General features: G+C 59.3%; 20 protein-coding genes and 1 tRNA gene. 12 read left to right on the top strand and 9 right to left on the bottom strand.

What is annotated here, in order from left to right; genetic code table 11:
- Positions 1 to 114: 114 nt before the first annotated feature.
- Positions 115 to 1,479, top strand: coding sequence for an MATE family efflux transporter (locus ACQ66J_RS00440; RefSeq protein ID WP_375548937.1), 1,365 nt, complete (start codon positions 115 to 117; stop codon positions 1,477 to 1,479).
- On the opposite strand, the gene ACQ66J_RS00435 is transcribed toward ACQ66J_RS00440, so the two are convergent.
- Positions 1,476 to 2,105: a methyltransferase domain-containing protein gene (locus ACQ66J_RS00435; protein ID WP_430430007.1), complete on the bottom strand. Its 630-nt coding sequence runs from the start codon at positions 2,103 to 2,105 to the stop codon at positions 1,476 to 1,478. The two genes, ACQ66J_RS00440 and ACQ66J_RS00435, sit on opposite strands and share 4 nt — an antisense overlap.
- A 165-nt stretch (positions 2,106 to 2,270) precedes the next feature.
- On the opposite strand from ACQ66J_RS00435, the gene ACQ66J_RS00430 reads away from it, so the two are divergent.
- Positions 2,271 to 2,355: transfer RNA gene (locus tag ACQ66J_RS00430), tRNA-Leu, on the top strand.
- Between the two features lie 364 nt (positions 2,356 to 2,719).
- On the opposite strand, the gene ACQ66J_RS00425 is transcribed toward ACQ66J_RS00430, so the two are convergent.
- The gene (locus ACQ66J_RS00425; RefSeq protein WP_286799757.1) at positions 2,720 to 2,908 is read right to left on the bottom strand and encodes a YqaE/Pmp3 family membrane protein; all 189 of its coding nucleotides are present in this window, start codon (positions 2,906 to 2,908) and stop codon (positions 2,720 to 2,722) included.
- 30 nt (positions 2,909 to 2,938) lie between these two features.
- Positions 2,939 to 3,646: a hypothetical protein gene (locus ACQ66J_RS00420; RefSeq protein WP_430430005.1), complete on the bottom strand. Its 708-nt coding sequence runs from the start codon at positions 3,644 to 3,646 to the stop codon at positions 2,939 to 2,941.
- Between the two features lie 86 nt (positions 3,647 to 3,732).
- Here ACQ66J_RS00420 and ACQ66J_RS00415 point away from each other — a divergent pair, with 86 nt between their 5' ends.
- On the top strand, positions 3,733 to 4,098 hold the full coding sequence (locus ACQ66J_RS00415) for a YidH family protein (protein ID WP_375548940.1): 366 nt from the start codon (positions 3,733 to 3,735) through the stop codon (positions 4,096 to 4,098).
- 1 nt (position 4,099) lies between these two features.
- Here the strand turns inward: ACQ66J_RS00415 and ACQ66J_RS00410 are convergent, their stop codons facing one another.
- From ACQ66J_RS00410 to ACQ66J_RS00395, 4 genes are all read right to left on the bottom strand, one after another.
- Positions 4,100 to 4,636, bottom strand: coding sequence for a hypothetical protein (locus tag ACQ66J_RS00410; RefSeq protein ID WP_430430002.1), 537 nt, complete (start codon positions 4,634 to 4,636; stop codon positions 4,100 to 4,102).
- Positions 4,637 to 4,721: 85 nt separating this feature from the next.
- Positions 4,722 to 4,988, bottom strand: coding sequence for a DUF7218 family protein (locus ACQ66J_RS00405; protein ID WP_430430000.1), 267 nt, complete (start codon positions 4,986 to 4,988; stop codon positions 4,722 to 4,724).
- Complete coding sequence (locus ACQ66J_RS00400; RefSeq protein ID WP_430429998.1) at positions 4,985 to 6,169, bottom strand: mechanosensitive ion channel family protein; 1,185 nt, start codon at positions 6,167 to 6,169, stop codon at positions 4,985 to 4,987. The genes ACQ66J_RS00405 and ACQ66J_RS00400 overlap by 4 nt, the downstream gene beginning before the upstream one ends.
- Before the next feature lie 60 nt (positions 6,170 to 6,229).
- Positions 6,230 to 6,739, bottom strand: coding sequence for a Dps family protein (locus tag ACQ66J_RS00395; protein WP_430429996.1), 510 nt, complete (start codon positions 6,737 to 6,739; stop codon positions 6,230 to 6,232).
- A 256-nt stretch (positions 6,740 to 6,995) separates the two neighbouring features.
- Between ACQ66J_RS00395 and ACQ66J_RS00390 the strand changes: the two genes are divergently transcribed.
- The 5 genes from ACQ66J_RS00390 to ACQ66J_RS00370 all read left to right on the top strand — a co-directional run bounded on the left by ACQ66J_RS00390 (position 6,996) and on the right by ACQ66J_RS00370 (position 8,995).
- Positions 6,996 to 7,172, top strand: coding sequence for a DUF1328 family protein (locus ACQ66J_RS00390; RefSeq protein WP_022699625.1), 177 nt, complete (start codon positions 6,996 to 6,998; stop codon positions 7,170 to 7,172).
- Between the two features lie 80 nt (positions 7,173 to 7,252).
- Complete coding sequence (locus ACQ66J_RS00385; protein WP_375548945.1) at positions 7,253 to 7,474, top strand: hypothetical protein; 222 nt, start codon at positions 7,253 to 7,255, stop codon at positions 7,472 to 7,474.
- Positions 7,475 to 7,522: 48 nt separating this feature from the next.
- Positions 7,523 to 7,807 carry a hypothetical protein gene (locus ACQ66J_RS00380; RefSeq protein WP_375548946.1) on the top strand — a complete coding sequence of 95 codons (285 nt, stop codon included), beginning with the start codon at positions 7,523 to 7,525 and terminating at the stop codon, positions 7,805 to 7,807.
- Positions 7,808 to 7,817: 10 nt separating this feature from the next.
- Positions 7,818 to 8,180, top strand: a complete 363-nt coding sequence (locus ACQ66J_RS00375) for a hypothetical protein (RefSeq protein WP_375548947.1) — start codon at positions 7,818 to 7,820, stop codon at positions 8,178 to 8,180.
- 11 nt (positions 8,181 to 8,191) lie between these two features.
- Positions 8,192 to 8,995, top strand: a complete 804-nt coding sequence (locus tag ACQ66J_RS00370) for a formate/nitrite transporter family protein (protein WP_375548948.1) — start codon at positions 8,192 to 8,194, stop codon at positions 8,993 to 8,995.
- Between the two features lie 459 nt (positions 8,996 to 9,454).
- Here ACQ66J_RS00370 and ACQ66J_RS00365 read toward each other — a convergent pair whose 3' ends face one another.
- Together ACQ66J_RS00365 and ACQ66J_RS00360 are read right to left on the bottom strand one after the other, a co-directional pair.
- Entirely contained in the window at positions 9,455 to 10,180 is a 726-nt protein-coding gene (locus ACQ66J_RS00365) for a PRC-barrel domain-containing protein (protein WP_430429992.1), read from the bottom strand.
- A gap of 201 nt (positions 10,181 to 10,381) precedes the next feature.
- On the bottom strand, positions 10,382 to 11,155 hold the full coding sequence (locus tag ACQ66J_RS00360; protein ID WP_375548950.1) for a response regulator: 774 nt from the start codon (positions 11,153 to 11,155) through the stop codon (positions 10,382 to 10,384).
- 165 nt (positions 11,156 to 11,320) lie between these two features.
- Between ACQ66J_RS00360 and ACQ66J_RS00355 the strand changes: the two genes are divergently transcribed.
- The 4 genes from ACQ66J_RS00355 (at position 11,321) to ACQ66J_RS00340 (ending at position 14,060) form a co-directional block, all read left to right on the top strand.
- A complete protein-coding gene (locus ACQ66J_RS00355) occupies positions 11,321 to 11,539 on the top strand; it encodes a NepR family anti-sigma factor (protein WP_430429990.1) in 219 nt (72 codons plus the stop codon).
- On the top strand, positions 11,532 to 12,158 hold the full coding sequence (locus ACQ66J_RS00350) for a sigma-70 family RNA polymerase sigma factor (RefSeq protein WP_430429988.1): 627 nt from the start codon (positions 11,532 to 11,534) through the stop codon (positions 12,156 to 12,158). Before ACQ66J_RS00355 ends, ACQ66J_RS00350 begins: the two co-directional genes overlap by 8 nt.
- Before the next feature lie 26 nt (positions 12,159 to 12,184).
- A complete protein-coding gene (locus ACQ66J_RS00345) occupies positions 12,185 to 13,861 on the top strand; it encodes a sensor histidine kinase (RefSeq protein ID WP_430429986.1) in 1,677 nt (558 codons plus the stop codon).
- Between the two features lie 61 nt (positions 13,862 to 13,922).
- The gene (locus ACQ66J_RS00340) at positions 13,923 to 14,060 is read left to right on the top strand and encodes an entericidin A/B family lipoprotein (protein WP_430429984.1); all 138 of its coding nucleotides are present in this window, start codon (positions 13,923 to 13,925) and stop codon (positions 14,058 to 14,060) included.
- Positions 14,061 to 14,079: the final 19 nt, after the last annotated feature.

The following is a 14,079-nucleotide window of genomic DNA, read 5'->3' as shown; positions in this document are numbered from 1 at the left end:
GCGCCGCCACAGCAGATGTGAACAGACCTTTTCCATGAAAGACATGGTGTAGCGCTATAGGGCGTCCTACCTATGACGCTGATTTGATTCTTGTGAGTTTCTGAAAGCGCTTTCATGGCTTCCACCCGCGCCTCCAATGATCTGACGCAGGGGCCGGTCTTCGGCCATATCCTGCGCCTGGTCGCTCCGATGAGCTTCGGCATTCTCGCCATGATGCTGGTGGGGGTGATCGACGCTTACTGGGTAGGACGCCTGGGCACGGACCAGCAGGCCGCCGTCCAGTTCGTCTTCCCCGTCTCCATGCTGGTGATGAGCATCTCCATCGGTCTTGGGGCCGGGGCGGTGTCGGTGGTGGCGCGCGCGGCTGGCCGGGGTGACAGCGACTCTACGCGCCGCGTAGCGACAGACGCCATTACCTTGTCTTTCATTGTGGTTCTGCTGGTCAGCGTGCTCGGCATACCGCTGATCGGTCCTGTCTTTCGAGCCATGGGCGCGACCGAAGCCATGATGCCCTTCGTGCGTGAATACATGACGATCTGGTTTGCCGGCGCGGTCTTCATGGTCGGTCCCATGGTGGCCAGCAATCTGCTGCGCGCCATGGGCGACGCCATCGTGCCGAGCGTCATCATGATCATCGCCGCTGTGATCAATATGGTGCTGGATCCGATTTTGATCTTCGGCCTGGGACCCATCCCGGCGATGGAAGTCACCGGCGCGGCGCTGGCGACGCTGATCGCCAATATGGCGGTGTTCGCGATTGCGATGGCCGTCCTGGTGTTTCGTGAAAAGCTGATTGATTTCAGCTGGCCCGGTTTTGACACCCTGTTCTGGAACTGGCGCGAGATCGCCCGGATCGGCGCGCCGGCTTCGGGCTCCAACATGATCGGGCCGCTGGCCAACACGCTCGTCTTCGCGGCCATTGCTCCTTATGGCGAACCGGCGGTGGCGGGGCTGGGCGTGGGCATGCGGGTGGAGGCGCTGGCGCTGATCCCGCTCTTCGCCCTGTCAGGCTCCATCGGTCCTATCACCGGTCAGAACGGCGGCGCCGGGCTTGACGCCCGGGTGCGCGAAGCCTTCGTGAAATCCTTCATCTTCTGCTGGGGCTGGGGTGCGTCGATGGCCATCTTGCTATTGTTGGCGGGGCGTTTCCTGGCGCCGGTCTTCCTGCCATCCGAAGACGGCCAGGCCATGGCCGTCGCCTATTGGGCGATCGCGCCTTTCGCCATGGGCGGCTATGGCGTAGCCATGGCGGCGGCGGCGGGCTTCAACGGCCTGGGACGACCGTTTCTCGGCGTGGCGTGTAATGCATTCCGCGGCCTGGTCCTGATCATACCCTTGAGCTGGCTGGGCGGTTTTCTGGGCGGCGCCAACGGCGTCATTTGGGGCTTGTTCAGCGCCAATCTGATCGCGGGCTTGCTGATCGGATTCCTGGTGCTCAGATATGCGCCCCTGACAGCCAAAGAGGGCGGCAAGCGCTAGATCCGCGTTAGCACCATGCCCAGCTCCGCCTTGCCGTTCAGCCCGCCATGCGGGTAGGGACGCGCTTCGGCCTCGGGCCAACGCCAGCGGTCTTCGGCGAACAGGGCGCGCATGGCGTCAAGGCCGCAGCCATAGGGCGGGCCGCCCTGCTCGGATTTCTGCATGAACAGCGCCAGCAGTAGTCCGCCCGGTTTCAGACAGGCATGGGCCATGGCTTCATACGCATCGCGCTTTCTGGGATGGATGGCGCACAAAAAGGTCTGCTCGTACAGCACATCAACCGGCGTATCAGGGCGCCAGGCAAGGGCGTCCGTTTCTATCGCTTGCGCGCTGACGCCAGCGCTTTCAAAGCGCGCCTTCTGCCAGGCGATGGCGCTGGGCGCTATGTCTGTGGCGATGACGCTCAGCCCCTGTTGCGCCAGAAAGACGGGCTCTTCGCTGCGCCCGCATCCGGGGGTCAGGACAGTCTGGCCCGGCTTCAGAACACCTGAATCAATCCAGTCGATCAAGGCCGGGTGGACGCCCTGACGCTCCCAGGGTGCGTCATCGGCCTGAAAACGCGCTTCCCAGTCAAAGCCGCTGCGGTCTTCTGATGGGGGAGCGTCGGCGGGGCGGTCAGTCGTCATGGAGCGATCTCTCATGGTGAAAGCTTCGGTCATGATGAAGCGCTGGCGTCTGACGTCCAGATGCAGACGCAGGTCTGATGCGGCCTGTTGATCTGTGTTGCGACGGCAAACGCAGATTGACCGCGGCATGACCCTGACGCTAATTCTGCGGCCTGCCTTGTCTGTGCGGGTGTGGCGGAATTGGTAGACGCGCTGGTTTTAGGTACCAGTGTCTTATGACGTGGAAGTTCGAGTCTTCTCACCCGCACCATTTTCCTTGTTCTCCCTCGCTCCGCTCGGTCGATCCTCGCTAAAGCTGCGGGCGGCTCTTGGCCTTGCGAACCGTACCGGTTCGAGATTGGTCCGCTTTTGCGCACCACTTCCTTTCCAGAGATCCTCGCTACGCTGCGGGCGGGCGTTCGCCCTTTCGAACCCGCCGGGTTCGGTTTTCCCTGATGCCCAAGCCCCTCCGGGCTTTCGGGCCTCGCTAAAGCTGCGGGCGGCCTTCGGCCTTGCGAACCCGTTGGGTTCGGGTTTCCGCAGTATGACAGAATTAGCCCTCGCTCAGATAGACTTCGGGCGCTGGAGGGGGAGAGCTCCAACGCCCGATGGTCAGGTTAACGATGTGCGCCAGTCTAGCGGCGCGTGGCGATGATCCAGACGGCGTGGATGATGCCGGGGATATAGCCGAACAGGGTCAGGACGATGTTCAGCCAGAAATGAAGGCCGAGACCGACCTGGAAGAACACGCCCAGCGGCGGCAGAAGAATGGCCAGGATAAGGCGCAGAATATCGCCGCCGGTTGCAGTAGATTGAGTGCTCATTAAAGGTCTCCTTTGAATGTAATAAGCGGATCAGGACGCGTTTGACGCGCTCAGAAACAATGAGGTGTCCCGGCCCGCCAGCGCGTTGATCTGTGCGTCATTGACGGTCGTGGCGACGGTCCAGCCCTGGGGGGCGTCATAGTCAAAGTGCAGGGCGTTCACCGGGATGCGGCCGTCCAACGCATCAAAGGCGCGCCAGCCGGTGTCCTCAAAATGCACCGCCATGACGGCGCCGCCCTGGCTGATCTCAAAATCATCAATCGCGATATCGGGCGCAGTGGCGCTGACATTGATGGATTGACCCAAAAGCGCGCGCGCTGACTCCGCTTCGCGATATTCAGACGCCCAGCTCAAGCCGATAGGTTCGTACCCGCCGCCTTGAGCGAGCATCTGAAATTCCTCGCGCGTGATGTCGGCGCGCAGAGTTTCATCACCAGGAGCGCCAGCCAGGTAGACGAGATCGGCTGCGATCGCAGCGTCCCCGTCCAGCCAATTGGGGTGATCAACAACGATGGCGTGCAGATTGCCCGCTTCGTCCACCAGCAAATCCTTGATGGGAAGATCTCCGTCAGTGAATGTCAGGCGCGACCGCAACAGGGTGGAGGCCAGATAATACGCCTCACCGTCGGCCGTTTCGTGGACCAGCGTATTCTGTGGCGCGTCAAGATTTTGGGTGAAGGCGGTCGCCGACAGTCCGGCCAGGGCCAGGATCGCAGTCAGGGTCATAGCGGTCTTCATCAGCAGGGCCTCCTTCGTGTATGTTCAGGCTTGCTATAGAAACGTGCCATGGGCTGACCGGTTCCCGGTTTTGTCAGAGAATCGCGATGACCGTTGCTAAAACTGAGCTTGCTGAAGACCGGACGAACTGGGCCGAAGACCGTACGCTGATGGCAAGTGAGCGTACTTTCGCCAGCTGGCTGCGCACGGCGTTGGCCGCTATCGGCGTCGGGCTGGGGATGCAGGTGGTTTTTGACAGCTTTGAGCCCACTTGGGTCGCCAAGCTGATCTCAAGCCTGTTCATGCTGCTGGCGGTGGGATTGATCGTGATGGGCCGGTTGCGTGACCGCGCCGTCGCACGGTCGCTCAGCGCCCATTGTCTTGAAGGGCGCACGAACTGGCTGGGAGATCTGGTGTCTGCGGGATTGTGCCTGGGCGCACTGGGGGCTGTCTTGGTGATCTGGCTGGTCTAGATCACCACGCCTGACGATAGCTCAGCCCGACGAAATCAGATTGTGCGTTCCAGCTGTTTTCGCCGAAGCGGATTTCCCGGTTCTGACGGATATAGCCAGCCGTGATCGCGCCGTGATCATTGAGCGACATGCCCAGGCCCGCGAATCCGTCCGCCACTCCGACTTCGCCAGCCACACGGGTCAGGGCGCTGACGCCGCCGCCGCCCGGACGCATGATGACGGTCTCCTGGTCATAGGAGACGATCAGGCTCAGCCGGGAGATTGAGCCAAAGGCGAGAGGGCTCGTTTCCAGCTCCAGTCCGACGCCGAAGGCGGACAATTCATCGCTGTCTTCGCGGCTTTCATTCTGGGCGGAGAGGGTGGGGATCAGCGCTGCGTTGTCCGCGCCGCCCAGCGGGATGGACCAAGCGCTATCGCCGGTGTCACGAAACTCAGCCTGCAATTGCTCGGCGAAAGTGCTCAAGACAGGATCAGGAGCTTGCACGCTCGAAGCCTGCGCAGCTTGCAAAGCCAGCATGACAGCAGTGGTTGCGAACATGACGTCCTCCCGGTTCCGTATGAAAAACTAACGTCAGGGCGGCGAAACAGTTCCGTTCAGAGGGGAGCTGAAGTGTTCAAGGCGTTCATTGGCCGTCGCGCAGCGCCTTGATCAGCTCGCTCTTTGTCATGTTCGAGCGCCCCTCAATGCCGATCTCCTGAGCGCGGTCGTACAATGCGTCCTTCGTCCATTCTTCATAGGCTTTGTGCGCGGCCCCTTTCGCAGAACTGTCCTCATCATCGGAGGCTTGCGCATTGGCGATGCGGGCGGCTTTGGATTTGGACGCGCCGTCCTCGCGCAGGGCTTCATAGGTTTCGTCATCCTTGACGGATGGACCATGGTCCTTGGTCATTGGTCACCTCTTTCTTGGGGCTTGGGTTTTGCAACCGGGTCGACGACCGAGCCGTCATCGCGTGCAAGCATCAAAGTGCGCGTGGGATAGGCGAACTCGACGCCTTCATCGGCGAACTTGCGGACAAGGGCGAGATTCACAGCGTGACGCACATCCATGTAAACGGCGTAGTCCAGGCTCTGGGCGTGACAGACGATCTCAAATTCAATTGCGCTGTCGGCGAAGCGGGCGAAATGGGCGCGCTCAAAGCGAGCTTGGTCGGTTTCGTCGATAATGGTTTTGATCCAGTCCGGGATTTGCTCAAGCTGATCTGCGGCGGTCTGATAGGTGACGCCGATCTGAAACAGCCAGCGCCGCTCTTCGAGCCGCTGGAAATTGCGGATCGTCATGTCGAGCAGATTGGTGTTGCGAATGACGATCTCTTCGCCCGACAAGGAACGCAGGCGTGTGGTTTTCAGTCCGATCTTGCTGACTGTGCCCAGACACTCGCCAAACTCGATCAAGTCATTGCGTTTAAAGGGTTTGTCGAACAGAATAGAAATGCCGGCGAACAGGTCGCTGAACAACCCCTGGGCCGCCAGGCCGATGGCGATGCCGCCAATGCCGAGACCCGCGATCAGGGCGGTGATGTCCACGCCGGCGTTATCAAGCAGAACCAGGAAGGCCGCGGACCAGATAAAGGTGCTGATCGCCCATTTGATGATCGCGATGCCGTTCCAGACCGCACTTCGGCTGTCCGCACGTTGAAGCGCGCGGCGTTGCACCAGATCGACAGCCAGACCGCGCAGAATCGCCGCGACCTGTATGATCAACACCAGGCCCAGGACATACCAGACGGCGTCGAGAACGCTTTGAGGCGAGGATGTGGCGCTCAGCCCGATCGCAGCGCCGATGATCAGGAAGGTCATGGCGGACAGCCGCTCGGCCGTTCCTAACATGACGCGCGACAGACTGCTTTCATCCATGCGCTGGCGTGCGAACGATACGCCCCATTTGATCAAGAGCGCGGTGATGGTCACCGCAATGGTGATTGCAAGCGCCAGGGTCACCGATTGAGTGTCTTCGGCGATCCAGGCCAGTAATTCAGTGACGGCTGTGCGTCCTTGCTCGACGACGCCCTGGACGTTGTCTTCCACAGCGTTGAGGGCGTTTGACGCGGATGAATCCGGAGCTTGGGTCATGACAGGTCCCCACACATGAAAAAGCGGGCCCGCGGGCCCGCTTTTTCAAATCAGATGAGCTTATTGCTCGGCGATGATGGCGTTGAGCATCCAGATCGCTTCTTCGTGCCAGCTCATGCGTTCGATCAGCATGTCGGCGGTGACGAAGTCTTTCTTGTCTTCACACCATTCGATGGCGGCGCGCATGGATTTGACCGCCGTACGGTGATCATCCACCAGCATGCGGACATGCGCGTCAGCAGACTGTTCCAGGTCGTAATCGCGGATTTCCGACAACTCGCCGTATTTGCGGTAAGAGGCGGGGGCTTTCTCACCCAGAGCGCGGATCCGCTCGGCCAGTTCATCAATGGCGCGATAGAGGTTCTCATAATGCTCTTCGGTCAGTTTGTGCAGGCTGTAGAAGGTCGGGCCAACCACATTCCAGTGCACGCCTTGGGTCTTGATGAACAGCATGTAGCTGTCGGCGAGCACCTTGCCCAGCGCGCCAGCGATCTGCGTGCGATCCTCAGCCTCAATGCCGGATTGCGGGGCGAAGGCGGCGGACTTGGATGCGAGAGCGGTGCTGCTCATATCAATTCTCCATCAGTTGCGGACCCTATCAACGCGGGTCGTGACGGATGGGTTCCGAAAATTGACAGTAAATCTGCAGCGTCCCTCATGGGTCGCTAAAACACATCCTTTGAAAAACGCCGGCGCCGACATTCAGAAGATAACTATGCTTTATTATATGGGCTGAAGTCGTAGTGGTTTTTTTGAAGTTTTTTGGGAACCGGTTTTGAGTGGGGGCGTTGATTGGGGGACTGTTTGATATTGAAGGAGCTACCCAATGCTGAGACTGGCCCTTGGATTTTTCGTCGTCGCCCTGATCGCGGCTCTGTTCGGTTTTGGCGGCATTGCAGCCGGCGCGGCCTCTATCGCGCAAGTCCTGTTTTTTGTCTTTCTGGTGCTGTTCGTGGTGTCGCTGCTGTTTGGCGCCCTGCGCGGCCGCTCACCCCGAGCCTGAACCTGACACCCTAGTGAGGTCTGGCGGCGCGGACGCCGCCAGATCTCTCTTACACGCTTCACAAACAAGGATATTTTATCATGAAAAAGTATGCCCCGCTGTTCATCGCCCCGTTCTTCATGGCGGCTGCGGCCTGTTCAGACGGCCCGGCTGAGAACGCCGGCGAAAATGTCGACGAGGCGGTCGAGGACGTGACTGGTGAAGACCAGGGCATGTTCGAAGAAGCCGGCGAAAATCTCGATGACGCGGCCGATGACGCCGAAGACGCTGTTGAAGACGCGACCGACGAGCCGCCTCGCTAAGTTCGGCCTTGCGACCATCACCCCCTTCAGAAAATAAAGGAGAGCGACATGGCACGCGCCACTGCTAATTCCGACGTTACGACTGAAGAGCTTAAAGCCGATCTGGATTCGCTGCGTGCGGATATGGATCAGCTTGTCGGCGATCTCTCAAAGATCGTCCAGCAAAGCGGGGAATCAGGTGTCAAAGCCGGACGTTCCGCCATTGAAGACGGCTTGGACGCCGCTGAAGAAGCGCCCAACCAATTGCGCGAGCTCATTCGTGAGAATCCGCTGGGCGCTTGCGGCGCCGCGATTGGCGCAGGCTTTCTCGGCGCCTTGCTGATGCGTCGCTAGGAGACGCGTTGTGAACGTGCTTCTGATAGCCATCGCGCTGATCGGACCCGTGCTCGGCGCAGTATTCGCCACCCATGCGGGATGGAGCTGGGCGTCAAACCAGTACTCTCCATGGGTGGCTAGCGCGCTGGTGGGCGCTATCTATGCGTCCGTGGGGTCAATCGCCGCGGCGACACTGTTGTGGAAAGCCAAGGCGAGCAAGCCCCCGGCTCAAACGCCTTCGAGTTCCGCGTCGCCTCTGGCGCTGGTTGAGACCGCAATGAAACGTAAGCCGCTGCAAACAACGGCAGCCTTGATGGGACTGGGCGCGCTTCTGGCTCGAAAGCCAAAGCTTGCCCTGTCAGCTCTCTCAAAGTTTGCGGCCTCCAGTTAAAGGGTCTTCCCTTGTCAAAAAAGAATGATCAGGAGCTGCGCGCCAAACGATTTGCGGCGCGCAGCGAAATTGCGTCTAAAACGCTGTATTCCATTATCGCCGAGACGGGCAAAGAAGAGCTTTTGCGCCCCTCGAGCTCTTTATTGTATTCCGCTTTGACAGCCGGACTCGCCATGGGCGCGTCTGTATTGTTGATGGGCGCAATCGAGCGCGCTGTCGGAGATGTCGGCTGGAACTATCTGGCGATCGCTGTGGGATACCCGGCGGGCTTTTTGCTTATCGCAATGGCGCGTATGCAGCTGTTCACGGAAAACACGCTAACGGCGGTTCTGCCTGTGACCAAACACCGGCGCTGGAGATCCGTGCGCCTGTTGATGCGGCTCTGGGCGATCGTCCTGTTCGGCAATCTGGTGGGGGCGGTTCTGATCGGCTCAGTGCTCAGTCATGTAACCGATCCTGAATTATTTGACGCGATGGTCACGGCATCCTCTCACATCATGCACCGCGACATTGTCGGCAATTTCATTGCTGCGTTGCCGGCCGGCTTCCTGATTGGACTGATGGCCTGGTCTTTGCCCGGCCTGCCATACGAAAAGCTCGGGGCGGTGTTTATTGTGACCTATCTGGTCGGAGCCGGCGGATTTCCGCACATTGTGGCCGGCACCGTTGAGGCGACCGTCTTGATCGTCGCGGGCAGTTGGGGCGTCGGCGACGCCATCAGCTTCATCATTCCCGTTCTGATCGGCAATACGTTGGGCGGTGCAGCGCTCTTTGCAGGGCTGGCCTATGGTCAGGTGCATGAAGAGGTCGAATGATCCAAGGGCGCCTGGAACCTTCCAGATTGACAGGCGTTAGTAAGATGTCCCGAACCCCGATTGGGTGTTGAGACAGCGCTGCACGGTCGATCCTCCCCCTGACCATCACCGGCAGCGCAAAATGAAACCGCCCTCGTATCGAGGGCGGTTTTGTTTTGCGCTGCTACCAGTTCAGTACGTTAAACGCCCCTGGGCTCTCGGGCGACGGGTCTGTGACCGCGCTGATCTGAGTGCCTACTCCTCTGCTCTGTCCATCGCGCGCCATCGTCAAGCCGTGGCGTGGGGCGAGCAAGGGCGAGGCATGGGGGAGGCGGGTGAGCCTGCGAACCGCCGAAGCAGCCTCAGTCCTTTTAGCCTCAACGGAGGCTTCTGGACGCGATCAGGGTCTGCCGGGGGCGCACAAAAAAGGGGGCGCGCCGAAGCGCGCCCCCAGATCAAAGGTTGGTCGACCTTTGAGATTTAGCGGCCGTCAAGATAGGCGCCGGCGTTCACCGGGGTCTCTTCGAGCATCTCGACATCATCCGAAGTCAGATCGGCTGAGACAGTCCAGCCCGCTTCAGCAGTGTAGCCAAGCTCAAGCGCGTCAAAGTCAACGCGGCCGACTTCGCCGCCAAAGCCGATGAACCCGCCGTCACGGATGATGGCGTATTCGGTGTCGCCTTGCGCAGTGAACGCCACATCTTCGATATGGGCGATGGTTTCGCCTTCAGCGTTCACGATGGCAGAGCCTGTCAGCTCGCTGTAAAACAGATCGCCGTCTTCGCGTTGGTCTTCAACGGACACAGTAAACGGGCTGTCTTCGATCACCTCGGCGTCATCCAGCTGATCGTCGGTGATGGATGCGGTCGCGATAAGCGCGCCCTCCGAATTATAAGACAGGTTTGCAGCGACCGTGGAGACTGCGACTTCCTCGTCAAACAGACCCAGAAAGCCGCCGCGGGAAATGATCAACGCTTCAGGATCGCCTGCATCGCTCATCCGGATATCGGTAATGGCGGAGGCGCCGTCTGCGTATTGAAGATCCGCGCCGACAACATCGGACGCCTTGATGGTGTCAGCCATAATAGCGGTTTCGGCATGGGACTCGGTTTCCGTGTGAGCCATCGCATCCTGAGCTTGCGCCGTTGCGAGAGCAGTGGTGGAAACCAGAGCGATCGAGGTGGTCAGCATCAGCTTGTTCAACATAATTGTCTCCTTTTGATAGCGATCAATTCGAACGCAATTAAGAAACGTTGTGAGGTTACACTGGTTCCATAATATAGTTGGGCGATTTCACGGAACTATTGTGTCGAAGCTTCGTTATTTGGACACATTGTCAGGCGCATAAAAAACGCCGGGGCTTTCACCCCGACGTTTTGTCGTTCGTGTCTTGCTTGTGCTTGCTTTCTATTCGGCCGCAACAGCTTCTTTGTCGAAAAAGAACAGCGCCTGGCTCATTGTGGCGGTGACGGTTTCGGGCATGAAGGGCTTGGTCACCAGATAGGTCGGCTCCGGTTTCTCGCCAGTCAGCAAGCGTTCGGGGTAGGCGGTGATGAAGATCACCGGCAAATTCATCTCGCCCAGAATATCTTTGACCGCGTCGATGCCAGAGCTGTCGTCGGCCAGTTGGATGTCAGCCAGAACCAGTCCGGGCGGGGATTTTTGGGCCAGTTCCACAGCTTGGTCACGTGTTCGGGCCACGCCAGTAACCGTATGGCCGGCGTTTTCCACGATGGCGCGCAAATCGAGGGCGATCACAGGTTCGTCCTCAATGATCATCACTCGTGTGGCGAGACCGGCGTTCAGCTCTTGCTGCGCAGAAACCAGTAAGGCCTGTGCTTCATCATCGTCTATGCGCAGGATGGACGCCACATCCTCGATCGAGAACCCTTCAACCGAGGTCAGCAGCATCACCTGCCGGGCTTTCGGTGTGACATGCGACAGCGGGTTTTGGCTGTCAGCAGGGTCGGTGACGTCGAGCTGGCTGTTCCAGCAGGCGTGAAACAGCTGAAATAGCGCGACGTGAGGCGGCAAATCCCGACCCAGTTCTTCATTACCCTCAACAGCCGCTTCCAGGCAGGCGCGCACATGGGCGTCGCCGCTTTGCTGTGACCCCGTCAGGATGCGCGCATAGCGGCGCAGGTAGGGAATGTGTGAGCGTATCGCTGAAACAAAACTCATATTCGGGCTCTCCCCACAATAAATACCAAACCACCAACGAACGACGATCCGAACGGTTCCAAAAAAAATTCAGTTTTTTTGGGAACCCGATGCCGCTTTCCTCGTTTCTTTATTATGACCGACGTATTCGGTGTGAGAGTATGAATATCAGAATGGCGATTAATAATGGCAATGTCTGAGGGTAAAAACAGGGCTGCCGACAAGCTGGACCCTGCGATGCTGCAGCGGACTCGCAAGCAGCAGGAAAACCTGGGCGCTGGATTGCGCAAAATGTTTGATTCCGTGGTTGATGAGGGTGTTCCCGACGCCTTTGCAGATCTTCTTGACCGTTTAGAGCAAGGCGAGTCTGAGCGCGCCGCCGATAAGGATGACTCTAATGAGTAAGTCCGGTTCAGGCGGCCCTGGCCTCAGCGCCTCCGAACTCATGCCTCAGGCGGAGTTCCGAAAAGAATTGACTGAAGCTATTCCTCATATGCGCGCCTTTTCGCGAAGCCTCACAGGGGATGCGGCGAGTGCGGACGACCTTGCGCAAGACGCCATGATGAAAGCCTGGTCCGCACGCGACAAATTCAAAGCAGGCACGAATTTTCGCGCCTGGGTCCTGACCATCGTTCGCAACCAGTTTTACTCAGATAAACGCCGGTCCTGGCGCCAGGCGGACTGGGATCAGGAGCTGGCGGAGCGGACTTTGCCGGCTGTCGACAACCAAGAGCAGGTCGTGGCTCTGGACGAACTGCGACGCGGCCTCGCCGAGTTGCCGGAGGACCAGCGTGAAGCGCTCATTCTGGTTGGCGCGGGCGGCTATTCCTATGATGAAGCGGCCGAGATTTGCGGTTGCGCGACAGGAACCGTGAAAAGTCGGGTCTCTCGAGCGCGTCTGGCTTTGGAAGGCATTATGAAAGCCGGGCCGGCCGCCAAAGCGAACGCAGATGGCGTCGCCGCCTCTGATGCGGTGGATACGCTGCTCGGTCATGTCAGCGATCTGGCTGAACAGGTGCGCTGACCATGCCGTTTAAACCCGGGGGAGCAATGACCGGGCGATTACGTTTCGTACTCGCCCTGGTACTCGCCGTGGCGCTGTTTCCGCTTTTGTTGATCGCTGTGGCGCAAACCTGGAGTGAAGCGCGTGAGGAGCAACGCGTTCAGAAGGATCGCATGATCATTCTGGGCGCTTTGGCTGCGTCTGAGCTCAATGAATCCATCGCGCGCGCTCAGGGCGTCGTCGATGCTGTCTCCACACGGGGGTTCGCCTTCATGAGCGCGCCGGGTGGGTGCAGCCGCGCCATGGCGCAAATCGCCAGCGGCGATTCCGTCTTGACCAATATCGCTCTGACCGACGCCGATGGAGAAATCATATGTTCAGGTCTTGAGGAAGCTCAGGATCTGAATATGGGGTCCGAGGATTGGCACGCAGCGCTTAGTAACGGCGATCAGCAAGCCGTGTCCGGGGTTTTGATGGGACCGGTCTCCAGAACACCCATTCTCGTGGTCGCCAACCGGCTTGGAGACGGGCCTGATTTCAGAGGCTCGGCGGCGGCCGCCATCGATGTGCTACGCGCCTCAAGAATTCTCATCGATAACGCTATGGCGGATGGCAGTCAGGTCCTGCTTGTCACGCCGACGGAGGCGCGGGAAGTGGATCGCTCCCGTACGCTCATGCCGGCGAGCATCGAAATACAAGGCGATTTGCTCCAAAGCGTCCTGCAAATCGACCAACCACAACCAACGAACATTCGGTTTGAAGGCGCAGACAGACCCGCCGTTCTTGCCCCGCTTGTCGAGGGACAATTAGCCTTGCTGCTGATCTCACCCACAGCGACGACGCAATGGGGGCTGGTGTCAGTCGCCGCGACCTTTCTCGTGCCTATGCTGATGTACGCTCTGGCGCTTGTGAGCGTGTGGTTGGCGGTCGATCACTACGTCCTGCGCTGGCTAGGCTATTTACGCCGGATCGCAGCGGTGTATGGCGGCGGTCGTCTGGACGTCGTGCCTGTGCGCGCGCGCAAGGCGCCGGGCGAAATTCGCGAGCTTGCAAACACAATGGGCGAGATGGCGGCGTCCCTGGAAAAGCAGCAAAGCGAGCTTGAAGCCTCGGTTGAGCAGCGTGGCGCGCTGCTTCGCGAAATTCACCACCGGGTCAAAAACAATCTGCAGATCATCGTGAGCCTGCTCAACCTTCAGGCCGGGCGCATGACGGACGGGGAGGCCCGGATGGCGTTGATGGAGGCGCGCCGACGGATCAACGCTTTGTCGCTCGTGCACCGCAGCCTGTACGAGGCGGATGATCTCAGGGCGGTCTACATGCCTGAATTTCTCAATGAGCTCGCGCTGAATCTCCAACACGCCAGTGATGACGGATCGCGCGCTGTCAGCGTGCAGGCAGAGTGCGATGAAGTGTCCTTTGAACCGGACACGGCGGTGCCGATCGCGCTGTTCGTCGCTGAAGCTGTCACCAACGCGTACAAGCACGCCTTCACCCGGCGCAGCCAGGGGCGAATTCTAATCTCCCTGACCGCCAGTGAGCCTGAAGCTCTGATCTTGCGGATCTCTGATGACGGTGAAGGCATGGAGGAGGGGGCGTCACAGGGCACGGGCTCTTCATTGATGGAGGCGTTCGCCATGCAGCTGGACGGTCGGACCTGGTCTGAAATCAATGCAGACGGCGGCATGGATTTTGTTCTGCAGGTGGGCGAACAAAACGACTGACTTTAAGGGAACGCCCTGTGTTCTGGCGCGTTTTATTAAAGCCACAACCCAGGAGGTTTCTATGAAATACGTTGTTCTTTGTGCTTTTGCTGTCGCCACGATTCTGTTGACCGGTTGCAATACTATTGCAGGTGCAGGTCGCGATATTGAAGAAGCTGGCGACGCTATCGAAGACACTGCTGAAGAAAATCGGAACTAGGCTCTGCCCTATCATGGAA

The sequence above is a fragment of the Oceanicaulis sp. genome, assembly GCF_965284345.1.
Classification (GTDB): domain Bacteria; phylum Pseudomonadota; class Alphaproteobacteria; order Caulobacterales; family Maricaulaceae; genus Oceanicaulis; species Oceanicaulis alexandrii_A.
Note: the sequence above shows the minus strand (reverse complement) of the source record. Positions and strands in the feature narration are given on the sequence as shown.